This window comes from Leptolyngbya sp. GGD, from assembly GCF_026735145.1.
GTDB classification, from domain to species: Bacteria; Cyanobacteriota; Cyanobacteriia; order Leptolyngbyales; family Leptolyngbyaceae; genus Leptolyngbya; species Leptolyngbya boryana.
Map to the genome: position 1 here is coordinate 563,075 of NZ_JAPQKE010000001.1, position 22,998 is coordinate 586,072.

The following is a 22,998-nucleotide window of genomic DNA, read 5'->3' on the forward strand; positions in this document are numbered from 1 at the left end:
CTCTAAAACTCCCGCTGGTCAAACCAGAATTTGATGTGGTCATAGCGAAATACGGGGCCATTTTTGCAAATGAAGGTCGGTCCTAACTGGCAATGCCCACAAAACCCGATCGCACATTTCATATTGCGTTCCATCGTGATGTAAATGCTTTCTGGACTCACGCCTCGTTTGAGCAATTCCATCACAGTAAACTGCATCATAATTTCAGGACCACAAATCATCGCAACAGTATTCAGTCGATCAAAAGGCGCACGTCGAATCAAAGCAGTTACGACTCCTACATTGCCTTGCCAACCCGGTTCAGCCCGATCGACCGTGACAAAAACTTCTAAGTCAAGGCGCGATCGCCACTGCTTCAAATCATGCCGAAATAGAATGTCTTGGGGCGTGCGCGTTCCAATTAAAATCACGACTTTGCCATACTTAGCTCGATTCGCCAACACGTAAGCGATCGCAGGACGTAAGGGAGCTAATCCAATCCCTCCAGCAACAAACACCACATCATTGCCTTCTGCGGCTTGCAAATCCCATCCCTTGCCAAAGGGACCTCGAATGCCCATCGAATCACCCGGACGCAATTTACTCAATGCAGTCGTCACATTACCCACGATCCGAGTCGTGTGTAAGAGTTTGTTTGGCTCATTAGGATTCCCACTAATTGAGATTGCACATTCTCCAGTCCCAAAAGCATAGAGCATGTTGAATTGACCTGGCGCAAAGTAAAACGGTTGATTACCTTGCGCAGGTTCTAGCTCCATCGTGAAGGTGTCATGGGTTTCTTTCCGCGTTTGCCGTACTCGGTAGATGTGAGGCTGCATCGGTTCTAGGATCATTACGCCCTCCGACTCGGCACATTGTAGAGATCGAGCAATTGGAGGCGAGTCGCTTGTAATGTTTCGAGCATAATCGCTGAGAAGCGTTTCATCAGTTCGTAACCGAGTACCGGATCAGACTCACATTTCCCTCGCAGGCATCGACCATCAAGTGCGATCGCGCGAGTTAGCTCCATTGCTCGGGCATCAAATTGCCAACGATAAGGAGGAAAGAGCCAAGACCATCCAATGACATCATGTTCCATTAACGTTTTAATCACGATCGCGGGTTGTCCCGGTGTGCTAATCTCGACTGCTACCTTGCCTTGTCGAATCAGATAAAAGCTATCCGCATTTTCTCCTTGCCGGAAAATCAGTTGATTTGCCTCAAACCGAACATTAGACGCACACTCGACTAAGAGTTCAATATACTCAGGCTTCAACCCCTCAAAAAAAGCATGTTCTTTTAACAACGGTGCCAAGTTCGTCATCATTCGTGTTTGACCTCCTGACTGTCTCGAATGGCTTTTACTTCTTCCGTAATGTCAATCCCAACGGGGCACCAAGTAATACATCGTCCACACCCCACACAACCCGACGTGCCAAATTGATCAATCCACGAAGCTAATTTGTGGGTCATCCATTGGCGGTAGCGAGATTTTGTACTGACGCGCACACTGCCACCATGCAGATAAGAAAAATCCATCGTGAAGCAGGAATCCCAGTTTCGCCAGCGCTCAGCATGATCGCCTGTTAAATCAGTCGTATCTTCGACTGTCGAGCAAAAGCAAGTCGGACAGACCATTGTACAGTTCGCACAGGTGAGACATCGCGAAGCAACGTCATTCCATCGGGGATGTTCTAGATTGTTGTAGAGCAATTCTTTAATGCCCTCAGTTGGCATTGTTCGTCCCATGTGTTGCGCCGTTTCTGCAACAATCTGTTGAGCAATCTCCTGATCATTTGGCGTTGCGATCGTATGAGGCACAGCTTGAAGCATGTCTCGCCCCGCTTCACTACCAATCTCGACAACAAAGTAATGCGTCGGATTGAGTACCTCCGTTAATGCCAAATCAAATCCGCTCGTAGCTTGGGGTCCCGTTTGCATGGACACACAGAAACAGGTTCCCCCTGCCTGTCCACAGTTCACCGCAATCACAAAATTATCGTGGCGATGGGATTGATAGTGCGGATCAACTGCTTCTCCATGCAGAAAGACTTGATCCTGAATCGCGATCGCATGAAGATCACACGATCGCACACCAATAAAAGCGCGCTTTGTTGTGTCTGGCGGGTCTGCACGGATAGTGATCTCTTGCCCTTTACGCTCTGCTTGCCAGAGTCGAACCTGGGGTGCAAACAAGTATTTCTTCCACGAATGTGCGCCCACGGCATAGCCAAACAACGCCTGATCTTCCCGTCGCTTGAGGCGATAGACTCCGCCGGATTGTTCGTCAGTCCATCCAATCGGAAGCTCCTCGACCGAAGACACTGCATCGTAAACAATTGCTTCTTCCCGAATCGTCGGAGCAATGAGCTCATATCCCAATTGCTGAAGCGCAGCAAAGAGACTTTGCAAATTCTGTCGTTGGATAACAACGCGATCGCCAAGATTGATTTCATTCATGATACGTTATCCCCTCACTGCAAGTTGACGAACAGTTACGGCAACGTTCACGCTAGTACATCGCCAGTACAGATCAGCAATATTGTCGAAACGAATACTAGAATCTACTGTTTCCAACTCTCTCCACTGCATAGCAACTTCGCCTTAGTTTACAGAAACGGTAAAAGCATATCGATAGCCTTTATGCTGCGAGAGCATTTCTAAGGTGTAAACTCCAGTGCGGGGAATTTGACCTGTCCAATTAATTTGGCTCTCTTTCGGATTTCCAAACATTTCTCCGTCTGGATCAAGGACAAAAGGCAACACACCGCGCGTATTCGAGACCGTTAGCGTTGATCCTTGAGTAAGCGGGACACGATAAAGGTGGCTTCCTGATCCCACAAATCGATCGGCGATCTCACTTCGACCTCCTTTCGGACTAAACTTGACCAATTCGACTTTTTCATTACAGCTATTTTGGGTCTGTGTTTTTGGAATCCAGCCTTGCATAGGATTCTGAATCAAGAACCATCCATTTTGCTCTGTTGCCACCGTGACAAACACATGATTGTCTAAGTGACCCACGATCCGACTCGTCGGATTATTGGCAGCAAAATAGACGGGAAGCGGCGGGTGAGGTGTATCAATTTCTGCCATTGTGATGGTGCAGCTTAGAACCTCTCTCGTGGCTTCCACAGTCGATTGATCTGTAGGAAAAAGTTGGCTGGCATCGGTTGGATAGAGACGAGGTTGGACAAGATGCCAAATCACATAACCTATTCCACCCAACGAGACCAGACCGAGTAGACTCGCGCCAATCAATCTTGAGGATTTCAGCGATGTCATAGCATACCTCCTCTGAGGAATTGAACGATCTTTCCTCAGAGTTCACAGTAAAAGAAGAGTTTGAGAAACTTGTGAGGATCACCGATTCTGATCAAATCTCACAAGTTCCTCAACTTTGTTGCTTACGATTGCAGTGAGGAGAAATAACAATTTAGAGGAGGCAATGATGTTATTAAATATTGCTTCAGACAGACCCTCTCTCGGCTTGTTAGATATCGATCGATATTCCATCCCTGATCCGTGGGATGAACCAACTGAGCCGCAAGAAAATCCAGCGATCGTTGTACCACAATCGACAGCCTTAATTTCCGAAACCCATCTACCTCGATTGCCCGCCGCTCCTAAAGTCAATGCTGCAACCGTGCTGGTACAAGATGAACTCAAACTCAATCGCCAAGGGAATCTGCCATTGTTTAGTAAAATTCAAGATCTCTTAGCTCAGTTGTATTGGGCAGATTTAATCTGTAACAAATGAGCCTGTAAGAGGTCGAAAGCAATCGACGACATTTTTTCCAAACGTCATCAAAACTCAGCAATCGAATGCTGAAGGAAGTTTTGTTATGAGCAGCATCTCAAAAGTTATGCTGAGCTTTAGTGTTGCAATCGCACTTCTGATCGAGGGATTTTCGATCAGAAATGATGTTCAAGCAGTGCAATACTCATCCTCTTCAAACTTGCAAAATCAAGCCATCTCTATTGCTCAAATTACGGTTGAAGATTGGCTCTGGCAAGCGGTTGAAAAGGCAAATCGAGGCGATTTTAGAGGCGCGATTTCGGACTTAGACCGTGCGATCGAGCTTCATCCCAACAATGCAAGACTTTATGCCAATCGGGCAGGATTGTATTTGATGGTCGATGAGTTCGAGCATGCAGAAGCAGATGCAACTCGAGCGATCGCATTATCTCCATATCAAGCTTTAGCCTTCTTTAATCGAGCAGCGGCTCGTCATTATCTCAAAAAGTACCAACCAGCCATCGAAGACTACACTCAAGCCCTGAATCTCGGAGTTCCTGGAGACACTCTTGCTGTACTTTACTTTAGTCGAGGTGAAGCACGTCGAATGATTCGGGATTTGACAGGTTCAATCGCAGACAATACAACGGCAATTCAGATCGATCCAACTTCTGGCGAGGCTTATGATAATCGAGGCTTAGCTTACCTTGACCAAGGTGATACTGAACATGCGATCGCAGATTTCCAAAAAGCAGCCGAACTCTTTAAAGCACGAGGAGATCAAGCAAATTACCGAGCAGCGTTAGCTCGAGTGCAAAAACTTCAAATGAGTCGGCATGACACCAAATCGCGATCGATTAAAGCGCCTCTTCACAAGATTCTCAAGGTTATGTTCTAGATCTATCGGCTAGAAGTGTGCTCAGGAGAACTCAACATGGAACTGAAAACAGTGCAATTAGACATTCCTGAAGACAGCAATTTAATTTTGGGTCAAACTCATTTCATTAAAACCGTTGAAGATTTGTATGAAATATTGGTCGGGATTTCATCTCAAGTCAAGTTTGGGATTGCTTTCTGTGAAGCATCAGGACCCTGTTTGATTCGGAAAGCCAGCAATGATCCAACCTTAGAAGCAGTCGCTGTGAAAAATGCTCAAGCGATCGCAGCAGGACACAGCTTCGTTATCCTCATGAAGGATGCTTATCCCATTAACTTTCTCAACGCGATCAAACAATGCCCTGAAGTGTGCAGCATCTACTGCGCGACTGCGAATCCTGTTGAAGTCATTGTGGCAGAAAGTGAACAAGGTCGCGGAATTTTAGGTGTCATTGATGGATTCTCACCGAAAGGTGTGGAAACAGATAAAGACATTCAAACTCGACAAGCATTCTTACGCCAAATTGGATACAAGTGCTAATTCTTCAACGATCGCCCATGCTAGTCATCTTCTAACGTTAGAAGTTTCTCATCTAACTCTTTGATGTATGTCTGCACCAGATCTTCAGGCAAAATCTGTTTGCGGAGTGCATTCGCCACGGCCCCTTTTTCTGCCAGCAGCAATCGTCGTCGAATTGCATCTAGCTCACTGTGCTCAGGCTCGCGACGAGTTGATTGACGTTGATTGTACAGGTCGCGGAGCACGTGCTCAGATTGCACGACCCGGACTTGGTAGGATGCCCATAACTCTTCATAAATCGCCTTCGGGAGTACCCCCGATCTCAGCAAACTACTGAGTTCTTCCTGAGCCGCTTTCGACGCAATTAACTGCATCTGCAATTGCTTTGCCTGCTGCAATGTATCTGAAATACGGGCAATTTTGAGCCGTTTGACCATCCAGGGCAAGCTTAATCCTTGCCCAACGAGAGAGAATAAGACCGCACCAAATACCAGAGCAATAATGTCACTTCGATACGTCACGGTCAGCGGAATGCTCAAGGCTAATGCCATCGAGAGTGAGCCTTTAATGTTGCCCAGAAATAAAACATGCTGCCAGACGAGTGGAATCGGTCGATCGAACCAACGCAGTCCTGCAAGGAGTAAGTAGACAGAGAGAATCCGACCTAATTGATATGCCAAAATCACAAACAGAATCGCAGGCGCAATTTTCCACAGCGTTTCGATATTAATTTCAATCCCAATCAGCAAAAAGATAAAAGTATTCACACCAAAGCTGGCATAGTTCCAAAAGCTCAAGAGCGCAATTCGTTCTGACGCAGAAGAACTTCGAGACAGCCCCAAATTGCCAAAAATTAGCCCCGCAACCACAACTGATACTGCACCCGAAACACCCAGAGATTGCCCAATCTGAAACGTTCCTAATGCCAGCGCAACTGTTAATAAAAGGCTACTTAACGGATCTTGCAATCGCACAAAGATGGGAAGGCATAAATACCCTAAAACGGCTCCAACCATTGCCCCGCCGATTGCAACTAAGAGCACTTCTCGTATTCCTTGAACAGCGGTAAGCGAGCCTGTGGCGTAGACAACTAGAAGTAAATTAAACGAGACTAGCGCAGCCGCATCATTGAAGAGTGTTTCTCCCTCCACAATTGTTGTTAATCGAGAAGGAACGCGGATCTCCTTGAATACAGCAATCATGGAGACGGTATCCGTGTTTGCCAAAATCACGCCAACCAGACAGGCAGAAATCCAATCGAGTCCCAGTCCAAACTTTAGTAGAGTTGCAATAACTGCTGAGGAAAAGATCGAACCTGGTCCTGCTAATAGCGCGATCGGTTTAAAAGTGCTGCGGAGACGACGAATATCTGTATTAATTGCCGCTTCAAAAATCAGAATCGGAAGGAAAAGATTTAAAACCAAGACAGGATCTAATCCAATCCGTCGCGACCAAAGCTCCGTAATTGGCAACCCTGCTAAAACTAATCCAGTTACATAAGGGATTCTCAGACTTTGAGTGACTAAAGCAACAATGGTCGCAATCAGCAGCAGAATAATTAAAATGATGACTACTTCGGGGATAGTAGCGGCTGTCTGTGTATCAACAGCTGAATTGCTGTCCAAAGAAGTTTGTTGAGCGATCGACCACTCTATCACTGATGAGCCTCCTATCCATGAAATCGCACTCATCATACCAATTCCAAATTCGCCAGGTTGTCTGCCCATCGAGTTATGCGATGCCTCAATATGACAAAAGGGAAGCTAGATGTGAGGTCTAGCTTCCCTTTTCAGGAAAGATTGAAGCTTAAACTAAAGCGTTCTACTTCGCTGCAGCTTCTCGCGCCGCAGTTGCTTCATCCGGATGAATTCCTAGGCGAGTCAAATTCACTCGTCCTCGGTTATCAATCTCCCGAATTTTCACAACCACTTCATCTCCGATCGTGACTTCATCCTCAACCTTGCCAACTCGATGATCAGCCAGTTGCGAAATGTGAATCATTCCTTCCTTACCCGGCAGGAATTCCACAAAAGCCCCAATCGGAATAATTCGTGTGACTTTTCCAGCGTAAACATCTCCAGCACTCAGCTTGCGAGTCATGCCTTGAATGATCGCTTTCGCCCGTTTCGCCTTCTCGCCTTCGATCGCGCTAATCGTCACAGTTCCATCTTCAGCAATATCGATTTTGGCTCCCGTTTCTTCGGTGATGCCTTTAATCGTCTTGCCTCCTGGTCCAATGATCATGCCGATTTGATCAGAATCAATCTTGATCGTCAGCAAGCGAGGTGCATAAGGAGACAACTCCGGACGCGGTTGGTCGATCGCTTCTAGCATTTTGCCGAGAATGTGCAATCGAGCGGGTTTCGCTTGATGAATGGCTGAAGCAATCACATCCATCGGTAGACCTGAGATCTTCATGTCGAGCTGCAATGCCGTGATTCCGGTATCGGTTCCCGCCACTTTGAAGTCCATATCGCCCAAGAAATCTTCAATTCCCTGGATGTCGGTCAGAATGCGAATTTCTTCACCTTCTTTGATCAAGCCCATCGCTGCACCACTCACAGGCTTAGAAATCGGAACGCCTGCATGCATCAACGCCAATGTTGAACCCGAAACCGAACCCATTGAGGTCGAACCGTTAGAAGACAGCACTTCTGAGACGACCCGAATCACATACGGGAATTGCTCTTTCGGAGGTAAGACGGGAACCAGAGCACGCTCGGCTAATGCCCCGTGACCAATTTCACGCCGACCGGGAGATCGCATCGGTCGGGTTTCGCCGACTGAGAAAGGCGGGAAATTATAGTGATGCAAGTAGCGTTTTTCGCTGTCTGGATGCAAATCATCCATTTCTTGCTCGTCGCCTGGGCTACCTAACGTCGCGATCGACAAAACTTGAGTCAATCCACGATTAAACACGCCGCTGCCATGCACCCGCTGAGGCAACACCCCAACTCGGCAAGAGATCGGACGAATTTCATCTAATTTCCGACCGTCTACGCGCACATTATCTTCGACGACTTGACGACGCATCAGCGTTTTCGTCACATCTTTGAAAGTATTGCTCAGCGCTTTAGAATCTGCGGCTGCGGCAACTTTCACCGGATCGTCTTCGGCTAATTCTGCGATCGCCGTCACCACCGAAGCCTTCACTTCATCTAATGCTGCATCGCGAGTCGGTTTATCTTTCTCGAACCGCCCGAGAATTTCTTTCACAGGAGCGGTCACTCGCTCTCGAATAAAATTCTCTAGAGTTTGGTCAATCACAGGCGCATCTTCTTGCACCAGTTCAATTCCCAATTCTTTAAGCAAATCGCGCTGTGCCTGAATCAGATCGCGCACCGCTTCGTAACCGAAATCGATCGCTTCGATCATGTCGGCTTCTGGCAGTTGATTCGCGCCAGCTTCAACCATGATCACGCCATCGGGAGAACCAGCCACGACGAGATCCAAATCACCCGTTTCCACTTCTTTATAAGTGGGGTTGATCACGAAATCATCGCCGACTAATCCAACTCGCACCGCAGCCATCGGACCATTAAATGGAATTTTCGCGAGGAGTACAGCGATCGACGCACCTGTGACCGCTAAAACATCCGGAGGAACTCGCTCATCCATCGACATTGTGGTAGCGACGACCTGAATATCGTCTCGTAACCAGGAGGGAAATAGGGGGCGCAAGGGGCGATCGATTAAACGACTCGTCAAAACTGCTTTTTCAGCGGGTCGTCCTTCACGTCGGAGGAAGCCACCGGGAATTCGCCCGGCTGCATATAAGCGCTCCTCGTAATCAACCAACAGAGGTAGAAAATCGATTCCTTCTCTGGCATTCGCACGGGTCGCGGTAACGAGGACTGCCGTGTCTCCAGATTCGATTAAAACTGAACCTCCAGCTTGGGGTGCTAACAAGCCTACTTTGAGTCGAATATCCCTACCATCAAAGGATATTGACTTCTCGAACTCTTGCATGAAGTGTATTGTCCTTTCTTCTCTTTTTTAGTGTTCTTGCAATCGTAACACTGATATACTTTTGCTGCTTTTTTTATTTGCAAATACCGGGAGATTTTCGGGAGGTTTCTGCTCGACTCAATAAGAAATGTGGCAGGATTTGCTATTTGATCTATAGTGAAGGTTTTTTTAAGTTAGAGCTTGGAGAAAATGAGCGTTCTTGTTCTTTTACTCCGGATCTAAAGCCAGAAGGGTCAAGCGAAATCAAGGGCAACCTGCCTTGTGCGATCGCGCTAGAATAATCGCGTAAACGCAACAGTTCAACAATGTTAACGGCTTGTTAAACTACTTAATAAAATATCAAGCTTATTGATTTTCTGTATTGAGAAATCGCGATCGCTAAAATTAAATTTTGCAGCGGATTCTAAGTCAAACGTGAGATGTCTTGGAAGATTAAATCACCAATTCAGGATTATTTGCTTTTATCCATATAGATCAGCATGGCAGTTTTACACGGTAGTTGGGTTTCTCAGGGCGGTTTTTTTCTATGGGGTGAGACTTGGCGGCGCTTAGAAGCAAAACAAGATGCTCCAGGCGTTCCGCTCCATCCCTATGCGATGAATCAGTCTGAGTTGCTGACGTTTTTAGAAGCTTTGCCGTTAAAAGTGCCGAGCTTAGAAGAGGATACAAAACGGGGGCGGAAGTCAGCAACGACCCTAAAAAATTGGCAAGTTCGCGGTTTAGCGCTGCCGACTGAAGGAGATGCTCCTCAACTTTCAGCGGCTCCGGTGTCTGAGTGGGTGCTGTATCCGTGGCAGGTCGCAGGACTGTGGCTTGAACCTGCTCAAGCATTTGAATTGCTCAATTCTGTGCCGCTCGGAACGCTCGGCGAGGAATCTTTTGTCGGCGGAGATTTACGATTTTGGTCGCATGTCGCGAGATGGGCTTTAGATTTGCTAGCTCGATCGAAGTTTCTCCCCGGCTTGCATCATTGGGAAGTTCTGCTTGATAGCTCCACCGATCAGATGCGATCGCGGCATTTTATCCGACAGATGCCTTCCGTGTGTCGCCTCTATCAGTCTGGGGAAGAACTCGCGATTGATTTGCCGATCGAACCTCAAGATCTGCTGCGAGATTTTCTGAATCACATGGTCGATGCTCAAGTGCGTCAATCGGTGAGCATCGCCAAACCCTCATCGCTTTTACAAACTTGGATACAAGGATTAGGAACAAAAGCTGCAACGCTCAGTGAAACAGATGCAACAACGCTATCGAATGCACTAGAGATTTGGAAAGCGCCATTACAAAAAGATCAAGAACAGTTTCGCGTTTGTCTCAAGCTGATTCCACCCGTTGAAGCGTATCAGAGTTGGGTGATTGAATACTTGCTCCAAGCGATCGATGATCCGGAGTTCACAGTCAGTGCTCCGATCATTTGGCGAAATCCTGTCGAACGGTTGCAGCATGAAGGACGCATCATCGAACGACCGCAAGAGACTTTACTCATGGGGTTAGGACTCGCTTCTCGGCTGTATCCGCTGATTGAACCAAGCCTGCAAGACGCTCGACCCCAAGCCCTGCAACTCGACCCAAAACAGGCGTACGAATTCATCATGAATACGGTTTGGCGCTTGCAGGATAGTGGGATTGGGGTGATTCTCCCGGAGAGCTTGGCGAATCGCGGCGGACTGGCAAATCGCTTGGGTCTACGCATCAAAGCGTCAACACCAACCAAGCAGAAAAAAGGAAAACTCGGCTTACAAGGCTTGCTGAATTTTCAGTGGGAATTGTCGATCGGGGGTCAGAGCCTAAGCAAAAAAGAATTCGATCGCTTAGTCGCTCAGAATTCACCTTTAGTCGAGATTAACGGCGAGTGGGTCGAACTGCGATCGTCAGATATCAAATCTGCTCAGTCTTTCTTTGCGGCTCGAAAAGATCAAACCACGCTCTCGCTCGAAGATGCTTTGCGAATTAGTACAGGCGATACTCAAACGATCGAGAAACTGCCAGTCGTCAGTTTTGAAGCATCGGGTGCATTGCAAGAGCTAGTCACAACCTTAACCGGAACCGGAACGCTCGAAGAAATCGAAACCCCCAAAGAATTCCGAGGCGAGTTGCGACCTTATCAAGCTCGCGGTGTCGCTTGGTTGCAATTTCTAGAAAAATGGGGACTGGGCGCGTGTTTGGCAGATGATATGGGTCTTGGCAAAACGATTCAGCTCATTGCCTTTATTTTGACGCTCAAACAGAACAAACTATTAGAGCAACCGATCCTCCTAATTTGTCCCACGTCTGTGCTCGGAAACTGGGAACGAGAAGTGAAAAAATTTGCACCGACCTTAAAAGTCATCGTGCATCACGGCGACAAGCGATCGCAGCATCAAGCCTTCGCCAAATCTGCTAAAAGTGCCAATCTAATCATTACGAGCTATACCCTCGTTCAACGCGATCTCAAATCCCTTCAGCTTGTCGAGTGGCAAGGAATTGTTCTCGACGAAGCACAGAACATTAAAAACGCGGAAGCCAAACAATCTCAAGCCGTTCGAGAACTCGAAGCAGAATTTCGCATTGCGCTCACCGGAACCCCTGTTGAGAATCGCTTAACCGAGCTATGGTCAATTCTTGACTTCCTCAATCCCGGCTATTTGGGACAAAAGAACTTCTTCCAAAGACGGTTTGCCATTCCGATCGAACGCTATGGCGATACAACCTCGATGCAAACTTTGCGATCTCTGACTCAACCTTTCATTTTGCGCCGCCTCAAAACCGATAAAACTATCATTCAAGACCTCCCTGAAAAGCAGGAAATGGCTGTCTACTGCGGACTTTCTGCCGAACAAGCTGCCTTATACCAAGCAACCGTTGATCAATCACTCGCGGAAATCGAAGCGGCAGACGGAATTCAACGCAAAGGAATTATTCTTGCACTGCTCACGAAGCTCAAGCAAATTTGCAATCATCCCGCTTTGTTCAACAAAGAAGAACAAGCTGAATCTAATCGATCCGCAAAACTGCAACGTCTCGAAGAAATGCTCGAAGAAGCAGTTTCAGAAGGCGATCGCGCATTAATTTTCACGCAATTCGCCGAATGGGGCAAACTGCTCAAACCGCATCTCGAAAAACAATTGGGACGAGAAACACTCTTCCTATACGGCAGTACGCCCAAAAAACAGCGCGAAGCCATGATCGATCGCTTTCAAAACGATCCGCAAGCACCAAGAATCTTCATTCTGTCGCTCAAAGCAGGCGGCGTTGGCTTGAATTTGACGCGAGCGAATCATGTGTTTCACTACGATCGCTGGTGGAATCCTGCTGTTGAAAATCAGGCGACCGATCGTGTTTTCCGCATTGGTCAGACTCGCAATGTTCAGGTTCACAAATTCGTTTGTACCGGAACCTTAGAAGAACGAATTCACGACATGATCGAGTCCAAGAAAGCCCTAGCCGAGCAAGTTGTCGGCACAGGTGAAAACTGGCTGACTGAGTTAAACACCGATCAACTCAGAGACTTACTCTTACTCGATCGAACTGCGGTAATTGAGGAATAAACCATGACAGATAGTTATTCACCTCCCAATCGAGAATGGTGGACAGAACAGTGGATCGAAGTTCTAGAGCGGATCGGATTCACTCAGCGATTAGCTCGCGCCCGCAACTATGCCCGACAAGGCAATGTGTTAAGCCTTGACTTCGTTGGCCCTAAAGTCAAAGCAATGGTTCAGGGAACTGCCCCCGAACCATATGAAGTCTCATTTTCGCTCGATCGCTTTACCGACGAACAATGGAGCTACATCATCGAATCAATGGCAGAACGTGCGATCTTCTCCGCAAAACTGCTTGCTGGCGAAATGCCTCAAAACATTCAAGATGTCTTTACTGCGAATGGCTTAAGCCTTTTTCCATTCAATAAATTCGATATTCACAGCCGTTGTTCGTGCCCCGATCCTGCAAATCCTTGTAAACATATCGGAGCCGTTTACTATCTACTCGGCGATCGCTTTAGCGAAGATCCATTCGTTCTCTTCCAACTGCGCGGACGCAGCAAAGAAGAAATCATTAGCGCCTTACGAAAAATTCGCAGTTCTGGCAGTGACGAACCTCAGACTGAAATTGCGGCAGTCCGTCCTACAACCCCGCTCGATCGCGATCGACTTTGGAACTACGACGAACAACTGGAATCATCTCTCATCGTCATTACCCCGCCTCCTAGCAGCGAAACTGTGCTGGATGTACTCGGACTTCTCCCCATCGAGCCACCCGCAAATCAAGCCGCAATGGAAACCCTAAAATCGATCTATCAAACCGTCAGCATTGCAGCCGTGCAAACTGCGATGACCGCAGGTTCTCCGTAAATTCTTTTAGAAATCAAAATCAGTTTTAGACTGTGTTCACGAGCGTAGAGAAGCGGTACAGGAAACTCTGTATTGAGCATTTCGGTATAAAAAATTACTCATAAGCTCACGAACCCGCTAGAGAACAGTGCCCAAGAATGGTTAAGTAATCAAATCAATGGACACAAAAATTGTTGGGTGAATCATGCCGGGACAAAGCATCTTAACCGAATCTTTCGCAAACGCAGATGTCAGCCAATTGAACTGGCTCTTTGGAACCAGTCGAGACGGGGCGCTTCCGCCTATCTTGACCGCTCGTAGTAACGCTTCTGCCTCAGCAGGCGGCTTACCCGGAGGAGGAACAGACACCCCTGGAAATGGCGTACTGCGGCTGACCAATAACACACAAAATCAAGGCTCATTCGTCATCTACGACCAACCGATTAACTCAGCCAGCGGACTGTCTGTACAATTTGATCTCTACGCCTATGGCGGAAATGGTGCAGACGGCATTAGCTTTTTTCTCATTGATGGAGCGGCGAACCCAACGAGGGGTGGAGCAGTCGGAGGTAGCTTAGGATACTCCTCTGATTCAACCCAATCTCCAACCGTAGCAGGACTCGAAGGCGGCTATTTGGGGATTGGCTTTGATGAATTTGGTAACTTCTCCAACACTGGCTATGGAGCAGGCGGTACAGGATTCTCTTCACAAACGATCGCAGTTCGCGGCAAAGAATCTCTCAACTATGCGCTCCTCACCAACGCAAAACTGCCGGGAGGAAACAGAATCGATGTCAACACATCTGTTCGCACCACTGCCCGTCGCCGAGTCGGCATCGATCTCAACCCCAACGGCAACCTCTCTGTCTCCTTCGATGTCAATGGCAATGGCACCTTAGAAGTCGATGAAAAACTAATCAGTGACTTCAACATCACCCAAAGTGATCGCAATGGGGCTTTACCTAGCACGTTTAAATTTGGTTTTGCAGCGTCCACAGGCAATCAATTCAATTTCCACGAAGTCAACAATCTGGCAATTAATACATTTGATGGGCCGTACATTCCACTCGTCGATTTTGATGGCGGGACGCGGGTAATCAAGCCAAGTGGCAGCTTTAATATTACGGCGACCTTAGATGTTGCTTCGACTCAAACTGTGACGATTCCCTTACTCATCTCAGGCGATGCCATCCAAGGAATTGACTATCAACTGTCAAATAACTTCATTACGATCGCGGCGGGGCAAACGACCGGGAGCGTCACTCTCACCGGACTGAGCAATTCTCCAACAGTTTTGGATAAGAATCTCCAGATCAATTTGAATCCACCCGTAAATGCAGCGCTCAGCCCACAGAATTTGCCGCTGAATGTGAAACTGACCCGCATGAGCGACAACGACTGTGCCTTGCCCGACTTCAACGGCGATAACAGCGTCGATTTAGCATGGCAAAATTCTAATACTAATCAAACCGCAATCTGGCTCCTGAACGGTACACAAGTCACCGAGGCAGCCTTTACAGCGATCACCGGAGCAAACTGGCGCATTGTCTCAACGCGTGACTTTGACGCAGACGGGAAAACAGATCTTCTCTGGCGCAACACCTCAACCGGAGAAAATGCGATCTGGCTGATGGATGGAACAAGTATCGAGTCAACCAGCTTGATCCCGACCCTAGCGAGTCAAAACTGGCAAGTCGCCGCTTCGCGCGATTTCAACAATGACGGCACAGCAGACATTTTCTGGGTGAATTCGGCAACCGGAGAAACCGAAGTCTGGCTGATGGATGGCTTCAATCGGATAAGCGCGACTTCACTGATAACCGTTGAAGCAGGGTGGCAAGTCGCCGATGTCACAGACTTTAACTATGACGGCAAAGCCGATCTCGTCTGGCGAAATACCCGCACCGGAGAGAATGCCATCTGGCTGATGAATGGTAATGCGATCGCGTCTGCAGGCTTTATTGCGCCAATCCCGAACCAAGATTGGCGGATTGTTGCAGCCCGAGATACCAGTGGCGATGGCAAAGCAGATTTAATCTGGCGCAATGATGTCACCGGGGAGAATGCGATTTGGCTGATGAATGGTCTGACCTCAACCAGCCAGCAATTCATTCTGCAAACCACGACTCCAGGCTGGCGAATTGCAGATGTCTGTGATACCAGTGGCGATGGCAAGGCAGATTTAGTCTGGCGCAATATCCAAACGGGCGAGAACGCAGTCTGGCTCTTGAATGGAACGTCCCTAGCCGATGCAGGCTTTATCGCTCAAATCGCAGATCAAGCCTGGGCAGTGAATGGAGCCAGAGATACCAGCGGCGACGGAAAAGCCGATCTGATCTGGCGCAACAATATCACAGGTGAAACGGCAATCTGGCTGATGGATGGTAAGACTCCGACTAGCCAGCAATTCCTTTTCACCACGGAGCCTCTAGACTGGCGGGCGCAGATTCGTCCGAATGCGATCGCGCTCTAAGAGGTGGGGAGTGGGGAGTAGGGAGTAGAGTCCCCACTTCCCCATTCACTTCCCAAAATCTAAAATCCGAAATCGAACTGTCCCCCCAAAGCCGTAGACTGGAGAGTGCAATTTAATCTGTTTATTTCTGAAAAACCGTGCGAAAAGTTATCATTGCTGGCAACTGGAAAATGTTTAAGACTCAAGCAGAAACCTTGGAGTTTTTGCAGGAGTTTAAGCCTCAGCTAGACGAGACACCAGACGATCGAGAAGTTTTACTGTGTGTGCCGTTTACTGATTTAGCAGTGTTGTCGAAAAACTTGCACGGCGGTCGGATTCAAGTTGGGGCGCAAAACGTTCATTGGGCAGAGTCTGGGGCTTTTACAGGCGAGATTTCGGCTGCGATGTTGCAAGAATTGAGTGTGCGCTATGTCGTGATCGGGCACAGCGAAAGACGACAATTTTTTGGCGAAACCGACGAAACCGTAAACCTACGACTGAAAGCTGCACAGAAAGCCGGATTAAAACCGATTCTCTGTGTAGGTGAAAGTAAGCAGCAACGAGATGCCGGCGAAACCGAAGCCGTCATTTTCAAACAATTAGAACTCGGCTTAGTCGGCGTTGACCAGGAGAATCTGGTGATTGCCTATGAGCCAATTTGGGCGATCGGGACTGGAGATACTTGTGAAGCGATCGAAGCCAATCGCGTGATTGGATTAATCCGCAGTAAGTTGACCAATCCAAATGTCACGATTCAATACGGCGGTTCAGTGAAGCCTGAGAATGTTGATGAAATCATGGCACAGCCTGAGATTGATGGGGCTTTAGTCGGTGGTGCAAGCCTTGATCCGAAAGGGTTTGCACGGATTGTGAATTACGTCTAATTTAGATGTAACAGTCCTAAATCATTTGTAAAGTGGGGAGTGGGGAGTAGGGTGTGATGCCTTTTGTAGTTCCCTACTCCCCACTCTTGATTCGCTATAAACACAGCACAGTCAACCAATTTCCCTACGCTGGCGGCGCGAACGGAATCACCAGATTGATCCAGCCCAGAATTTGTAGACCCGGCGAAGAAATCGTGACGCCATCAAAGCTTGAAGTGTAAGTTCTGTCAGATTCGGCATAGTTACCACTCAGCGAGAATGGGCCAAACCCGATCGCTTGTTTTCCAGAAGCGACCTGCGTTGCAAATTCTCGATCGACTTTGCTCCAATTCGCACTGATCTTCAGATCACGCACTGCAATAAACCCGATCGGCAACAGCGGAAACGAGCCAAAATTTTCTTCTAACTTTCCAGAAGATAAGCTTCCGGGCGCTTGTCCTGGCAACGTCCAGCCTGTGATTTCGAGTAACGATTTCAGCAACCAGGGACGCGAGAAATTGACGCGACAGCATCGGAATGAGATATTCAAGTCTTTCGTTTCGGTATCGATCGCTCGATCTTCTAACGGACGCAGCTTGATTTTCTCTAAAATATCAGGTCGAATCCGACTGACTAACATTGGATTCGGTGAGATATGTTGCATTTGCAGCGCTTGTTTTGCCGTCACTGCTGGCGTTGCAAGCGTCGCCGTATTCAATGGACGAGCAACTACACGATCGAGACGAGGATTGATTCGAGTACGACGGAGGATTTCCGGATCGATTGGTAATATTTTAATCGGCGGAGTTTCAATCGTTCCACCTAGCTTTATGCCACCTTTGGGTAATTTCCAAATCCCGTCTTTGATCCGTTTTGCGCCTCCGACGCGCACAAAGGGCGAATCTGCGATCTTTTTCGTCTGATTTGAGTTGACATTGATCTGCGTCCAAGTTTGCATGGCTGCTTCATCACACCAATTCCCAGGAGTCGCATAGGACGGACGATATGACAGAACAGGCTGAATTACACTTGCCATCTTGGTATGCTCAAACAATTGTCGAGCATTTTGCAACGTAACATTCACCGGATTGGGGGGCACTTGACCACTGGCATCCGGCGGCAATGGAATCGCATTCGCGGCTAAAGCAAACTCGTACATTTCCTCAACGGTTACGCCCGAATCGACATAAGTTGCATCGACCAGCGGAATCGCATCAATCAACGCTGAGAACATCTCAGTCGCTAAAGTCGAACCATTGGGATTTTGAGGAGTCCAGGGATTTTGGTACTGGCTGGCATCGAGTTGTTGACCGGGCCATTCCAAAGTTAAGAGCATTTCTTGCGATCGCGCATTGGGTGCGCCGGGTCGCGGAGGCTGAACTAAAGTTGAAAAAATCGTATCGTAAACGGTTTGAATGAGGGCAATTTGATCGATCGGCATCACAATCTCTCCACAGTCGATGAATCAACAGATCATCAGGCAGCACTTTCAACGATTCCTCTGATCAAAGAGGAGGTTTTCCAAGTACTGCCCGACTCGATGCGTAACCTATTCCTTCGGCGACATCGGGAGTACTGCGTTAATGAATGCCATCAATTGCAGTCCGGGAGCCGATAAAGTCCGTCCATCAAATTCAGACTGGAAGCGGAAATTCGTCGAATTCGATTCATATGATCCACCCACCGAGAATGGACCCCAACCAAAGCTACCGCCACCTTTGGTCGATTTACTAATGTAGTCTTTCTCAGCACTACTCCAAGTCGCGCTAATCTTCAAATCGCGCACGACAATAAAACCCGTCGGCAACAACGGCATAATTCTGCCATCTGCGGTCGCCGGATTACCCGAAGCAATGCTTCCTTTACCCATGACCCCATACTTCCAACCGGGCAGATCGAAGATCATCGGATTCATCCAAGGACGATCGATATTAATCCGCGCATACCGGAAGCTCACCGACAGATCATCAGTTTGACTATCCATATGCCGACGAGTTTCACTATGCGAAGCTCCGCCGCCCACACTCCACAAGCCCAAATTGAACTTCGCTCCACCGCCAAATTTCTTGAAGCTAGAGCTTTCATTTAACTGATAGCGCGAAGAGGTAAAACTCAGAGAAGACCAGCCTTGAGCAGCACTCGACGAGTACCAATTTGCCGGGAAAGCATAGCTTGCAAAGTACTTTTCAGCTTGATCACGAGCACTGCCTTTTTCGAGCAGTACCAGTTTTTCTTGAGCATCTTTGAACACACGACCGACCTGATTTGTGGCAGACTGTGCCATTGTTGCAAGCGCGTCTTCTACGCGTTTCGCCTGAGCCGTTTGGAAATCATTCCAAGCTGTGACCAAGCGACGTTGCAGCGACGGTCCCAACATTGCCCAAGCTCGCTGATCCGCAGGTTTCGTCATGTCATACTTAGAAGACTCTGCGACAAAAGAAGCGACTGCATCAATGTAAGCATTTTGCTTGCGCTTGTAGTTTACATAAAGCATCGAATCAACATCGACTTCGATCGGTTGTCCCAAATCGTTGAAGTCTTGTCCTTTGTCATTGAGCAGATCAAATGCTGCATCGTAAGCTGCTTTGAGTGCTGGATCGACAGGTTGCGGAGTTACACTTGCACCTTCAACCACTTGTTTGTAGACTTCAGAAACTTTCTTGCCTGTGTCTACAAACGTGCCATTGACTAGCGGCACACGATCGACCAATCGAGAAAAGTTTTCAGCAGCGGCAGGAATGCCTTGTGGATTCAGCGGACTAACCGGATTTGCATACTGAGCAACATTGATCGGCTCTCCACCCGGAACCATCGTGATAAAAACTTTATCCGCCTGACTGCCAGCAGGTAGTCCACCTGGAGGGGTTTTAGTATAGGCATTAAACAGCGTGTCATAAATCGACTGCACCATTTTGGTTTCGTCAATCGCCATCTTTGGAACTCCTGTTGTTTAGGGAACGAATCTATCGTCTTCCAGGAGCCAAGCGATCGACAGTGCCCGTCTGGGTACTTCCTACAAGTCTCGATGTGTAAAGGGTTTCGCGTTTGCGCCTGAGTAAGTTGCTGCGATTTGACCATTTCCAACTAGCTGATACTTGTAAGTCACTAGCCCTTCTAACCCAACTGGACCTCGCGGCGGCATCTTCTGGGTACTAATCCCAACCTCTGCACCAAATCCATAGCGGAACCCATCGGCAAATCGAGTCGAACAGTTGTGATATACACCTGCTGCATCGACTCGATCGAGAAAATACTGCGCCGTTTTTGCATCTTCGGTTGCGATCGCTTCGGTATGTTTCGAGCCGTAAGTGTTGATATGAGCGATCGCATCTTCTGTCGAATCCACAATCTTGATTGCCAGAATCAAATCACTGTACTCGGTTGACCAATCTGCTTCGGTTGCTGCTGGAATGTTGAGAATTTCACGAGTGCGTTCATCTCCCCGCAGTTCAACATTCTTCGCTTGAAATGCCGGAGCCGCTTCGAGAAGAAATTCTGACGCAATGGCTTGATCAACTAGTAAAGTCTCGATCGCATTACAAGCTGCCGGATATTGCGTTTTAGAATCGACTGCAATTTGAATGGCTTTGGGAATATCCGCTGCTCGATCGACGTACAAATGGCAAATTCCATCAGCATGACCTAGCACTGGAATTCGCGTATTGTCTTGAACAAATTTCACAAACGAATTCGAGCCGCGAGGAATAATCAAATCCACATACTGATCAAGCTTTAATAGCTCCAGCGTTTCTTCTCGTGTAGTCAAAAGTTGTACCACAGATGGATCGATTCCTGCTTGTGATAGTCCTTCTTGAATTGCTTTGACTAATGCTTCACACGATCGAATTGCTTCTTTCCCACCTTTAAGAATCACACCATTGCCCGACTTAATCGCAAGGCTAGAAATCTGCATCACCGCATCGGGTCGGGCTTCAAAAATCACGCCTAAAACACCCAAGGGGCAAGTAATTCGCTTCAGAATCAAGCCTTCATCTAATTCGCGATGAATCTGAACCGCCCCAATCGGATCAGCGAGCTTTCCGACATCTCGAACGCCCACGATCGCAGCTTTCAGTTTTGCCTCGTCTAACTTCAATCGGGCATACAAAGCTGATGCAATTCCATCTGATTTTGCCGCTTCGCAATCTGCTGCATTCGCTGCGAGAATTTCAGCAGCATGACTTTCTAACGCATCAGCAATTTTGGCGATCGCATCATTGCGCCGTTCGGTCGGTTGCACCGCAAGCTGACGGGCTGCGGCTTGAGTTTGCTGCGCCAAAGTTGTAAGCGAAATTCCAGTCGAGGCAGTCATAGTTCAACAAGACGAATGCAACCCATCAATCATACCGAAGATTCGTCAACGCTGGCTTCAAGCACCGGAATCTCCTCGATCTCTGATAGTTTTTCTAACGTCAATTTCGTTTGATTTGAACCACCGAGAACTTTGAGTAACTTCGGTTTGGGATCATGCAAGAGGTAAATTAATCGATCGCCCACTTGCCAAGTCATCTCGGCAGGACAAACTTGTAAACTATTGTCCCGTTCGAGTAAAACTGGCAGCACCGTTTCAGAGTCAATCAGCGATCGCAGATATGCCTGTTGTGCTTCAAAATTCTCGCCAAACTCCGTCTCTCCTAACTTCACGGCATTATCCGCGAGAAACTGATTCCAAGTTTTCAAATTAAACTGTGCCGTAAATGCTCCCTGAATCTTGATCGAAGCCGTCGCATCCGCCGGAAATACCGACAACACACGCGGCGGTGCAAATTCCTCGATCGCTCTTTGAGCTAAGACCAGATTCACCTCACTATTATTTGTCATTGCTAGAAAAGTTCCCACTGAAGCTAAGCCCGCTTCTTCTAAAACATCTGTATCTAAAGCACTGCGAATAAAAACTGTCAAATTCGCATCGGTAGGATAAGAGTCTGGATCAGTGTCGATCAGCGTGATCGATTCTCCGCGATCGCGAAACAATCTTGCAATCAACAAACTCAAAGGACTACATCCCACAATCACCGCGCCAGTCGTATCTTCTGCGGTAATCTTCAACAGATTCGCAAGCATCTGAGCACTCACGGATTGCAATACGACGGTTAATATAATCGTCAAAAAGACGAGTGCCTTAATCGAATCACCCCCGTTAATACCTCGTTGCGTCAGAAGAATCGCAAAAATTGACGCAACAGAAGCCGCAATAATTCCCCGGGGAGCAATCCAACTGAGAAAGATTTTTTGTCGCCAATTGAGATCACTCTTCCAAGTACAAGCGAAAACACTAATCGGACGAACTACGAACATTAAAGCAAACACTGTGAATAATCCACCCCAACCCAGCGCAAGAATTCCAGCGATCGACAAATCTGCCGACAATAAAATAAACAGTACCGAAACCGCTAAAGTCGTTAGCTGTCCTTTAAACCGTTTCAACAATCGTTCCTCGGGCAGCGCAAACGCTCTCAGCACGATGCCCGCAACCACCGTTGCCATCAATCCTGCTTCACTGCGAATCGTCTGTGCTAGCCCAAACAAGCCCCACAATCCAGCCAGAACCACTAAGGTTTTCAAGTCTTCAGAGAGAAACGTCGCCCGCCGGAGCAAAACGCCCATGAGCCAAGCTCCGATGGCTCCAATTCCACCCCCAATGCCTAAGCGGAGGATCAAATCTCCGGCAATGTTGAACGGATTCGACTGACCATTCAAAACCACATTCAACACAACCACTGCCAAAATTGCGCCGATGGGGTCAATCAGCACGCCTTCCCCTTCTAAAATCGTCGCAACTTGTCGATCGACTTTTACATGCCGCAGCAGCGAGTTAATCACAACGGGGCCTGTGACCACGACTAACGCAGCATATAGAAACGCGATCGACCAAGGAAATTCACTCAACCAATGCGCGGCTAATCCTCCGCCCAATATTGTGATCAGCGTCCCGATCGTCACCAAATTCCGCAAACTGCCTGACACTCGACCCAGTTCTCTCAATTGCAGATTAAATCCGCCTTCAAACAAGATCACTGCCACCAAAAGCGCAATCAGAACTTCTAGCCCAGTCCCCAACTGATCCGGATGCAACCAATTCAGCACGCTCGATCCTAAAATCACCCCAAACAAGAGCAAAAAGACGATCGCCGGAATCTGCACCCATTCCGCAACGACCTGCGCTCCAATTCCTGCCATCACTGTGATGACAATTTGTAAGGTTGTTGCGAGCGTGGCATCCATAAACGCAGAACAAGGGGCAAGAAGACAGAATAACAGGCTTCACTCTTTAATAATGCAGCCAAGAC

17 protein-coding genes are annotated in these 22,998 nt (G+C 47.9%); 7 read left to right on the plus strand and 10 right to left on the minus strand.

The genetic code is table 11. From position 1 onward, the window contains the following. Window positions 1-2 precede the first annotated feature (2 nt). The 4 genes from OU814_RS02725 to OU814_RS02740 form a co-directional block, all read right to left on the minus strand. Window positions 3-833: an FAD/NAD(P)-binding protein gene (locus OU814_RS02725; RefSeq protein ID WP_268180274.1), complete on the minus strand. Its 831-nt coding sequence runs from the start codon at window positions 831-833 to the stop codon at window positions 3-5. Next, a complete protein-coding gene (locus tag OU814_RS02730) occupies window positions 833-1,303 on the minus strand; it encodes a cyclic nucleotide-binding domain-containing protein (RefSeq protein ID WP_268180276.1) in 471 nt (156 codons plus the stop codon). Before OU814_RS02730 ends, OU814_RS02725 begins: the two co-directional genes overlap by 1 nt. Further along, a complete protein-coding gene (locus tag OU814_RS02735; protein ID WP_268180278.1) occupies window positions 1,303-2,439 on the minus strand; it encodes a 4Fe-4S dicluster domain-containing protein in 1,137 nt (378 codons plus the stop codon). The genes OU814_RS02730 and OU814_RS02735 overlap by 1 nt, the downstream gene beginning before the upstream one ends. Window positions 2,440-2,583: 144 nt before the next feature. Continuing rightward, complete coding sequence (locus tag OU814_RS02740) at window positions 2,584-3,264, minus strand: hypothetical protein (protein ID WP_268180280.1); 681 nt, start codon at window positions 3,262-3,264, stop codon at window positions 2,584-2,586. Window positions 3,265-3,430: 166 nt separating this feature from the next. On the opposite strand from OU814_RS02740, the gene OU814_RS02745 reads away from it, so the two are divergent. The 3 genes from OU814_RS02745 (at window position 3,431) to OU814_RS02755 (ending at window position 5,135) form a co-directional block, all read left to right on the plus strand. Beyond that, on the plus strand, window positions 3,431-3,739 hold the full coding sequence (locus tag OU814_RS02745; protein WP_268180282.1) for a hypothetical protein: 309 nt from the start codon (window positions 3,431-3,433) through the stop codon (window positions 3,737-3,739). A gap of 85 nt (window positions 3,740-3,824) precedes the next feature. Next, window positions 3,825-4,616: a tetratricopeptide repeat protein gene (locus OU814_RS02750; RefSeq protein ID WP_268180284.1), complete on the plus strand. Its 792-nt coding sequence runs from the start codon at window positions 3,825-3,827 to the stop codon at window positions 4,614-4,616. 36 nt (window positions 4,617-4,652) lie between these two features. Continuing rightward, entirely contained in the window at window positions 4,653-5,135 is a 483-nt protein-coding gene (locus tag OU814_RS02755) for an adenosine-specific kinase (RefSeq protein ID WP_268180286.1), read from the plus strand. 20 nt (window positions 5,136-5,155) lie between these two features. Here the strand turns inward: OU814_RS02755 and OU814_RS02760 are convergent, their stop codons facing one another. Next, window positions 5,156-6,841: a cation:proton antiporter gene (locus tag OU814_RS02760; RefSeq protein ID WP_017290635.1), complete on the minus strand. Its 1,686-nt coding sequence runs from the start codon at window positions 6,839-6,841 to the stop codon at window positions 5,156-5,158. 94 nt (window positions 6,842-6,935) lie between these two features. Next, window positions 6,936-9,083, minus strand: a complete 2,148-nt coding sequence (locus tag OU814_RS02765; RefSeq protein WP_017290634.1) for a polyribonucleotide nucleotidyltransferase — start codon at window positions 9,081-9,083, stop codon at window positions 6,936-6,938. Between the two features lie 479 nt (window positions 9,084-9,562). Between OU814_RS02765 and OU814_RS02770 the strand changes: the two genes are divergently transcribed. The 4 genes from OU814_RS02770 (at window position 9,563) to tpiA (ending at window position 16,729) form a co-directional block, all read left to right on the plus strand. Further along, on the plus strand, window positions 9,563-12,610 hold the full coding sequence (locus OU814_RS02770; protein ID WP_268180290.1) for a DEAD/DEAH box helicase: 3,048 nt from the start codon (window positions 9,563-9,565) through the stop codon (window positions 12,608-12,610). Window positions 12,611-12,613: 3 nt separating this feature from the next. Continuing rightward, the gene (locus tag OU814_RS02775) at window positions 12,614-13,414 is read left to right on the plus strand and encodes an SWIM zinc finger family protein (RefSeq protein ID WP_268180292.1); all 801 of its coding nucleotides are present in this window, start codon (window positions 12,614-12,616) and stop codon (window positions 13,412-13,414) included. 184 nt (window positions 13,415-13,598) lie between these two features. Next, window positions 13,599-15,866 carry an FG-GAP-like repeat-containing protein gene (locus tag OU814_RS02780; protein WP_268180294.1) on the plus strand — a complete coding sequence of 756 codons (2,268 nt, stop codon included), beginning with the start codon at window positions 13,599-13,601 and terminating at the stop codon, window positions 15,864-15,866. Between the two features lie 137 nt (window positions 15,867-16,003). Continuing rightward, window positions 16,004-16,729: a triose-phosphate isomerase gene (tpiA, locus tag OU814_RS02785; RefSeq protein WP_190648832.1), complete on the plus strand. Its 726-nt coding sequence runs from the start codon at window positions 16,004-16,006 to the stop codon at window positions 16,727-16,729. Window positions 16,730-16,853: 124 nt separating this feature from the next. On the opposite strand, the gene OU814_RS02790 is transcribed toward tpiA, so the two are convergent. From OU814_RS02790 to OU814_RS02805, 4 genes are all read right to left on the minus strand, one after another. Beyond that, on the minus strand, window positions 16,854-18,149 hold the full coding sequence (locus tag OU814_RS02790) for a hypothetical protein (protein ID WP_268180297.1): 1,296 nt from the start codon (window positions 18,147-18,149) through the stop codon (window positions 16,854-16,856). 108 nt (window positions 18,150-18,257) lie between these two features. Beyond that, on the minus strand, window positions 18,258-19,640 hold the full coding sequence (locus OU814_RS02795) for a hypothetical protein (protein WP_017290628.1): 1,383 nt from the start codon (window positions 19,638-19,640) through the stop codon (window positions 18,258-18,260). 81 nt (window positions 19,641-19,721) lie between these two features. Continuing rightward, window positions 19,722-21,020, minus strand: a complete 1,299-nt coding sequence (locus tag OU814_RS02800; RefSeq protein ID WP_268180300.1) for a glutamate-5-semialdehyde dehydrogenase — start codon at window positions 21,018-21,020, stop codon at window positions 19,722-19,724. A gap of 29 nt (window positions 21,021-21,049) precedes the next feature. Then, the gene (locus OU814_RS02805) at window positions 21,050-22,933 is read right to left on the minus strand and encodes a cation:proton antiporter (protein ID WP_268180301.1); all 1,884 of its coding nucleotides are present in this window, start codon (window positions 22,931-22,933) and stop codon (window positions 21,050-21,052) included. Window positions 22,934-22,998 lie beyond the last annotated feature (65 nt).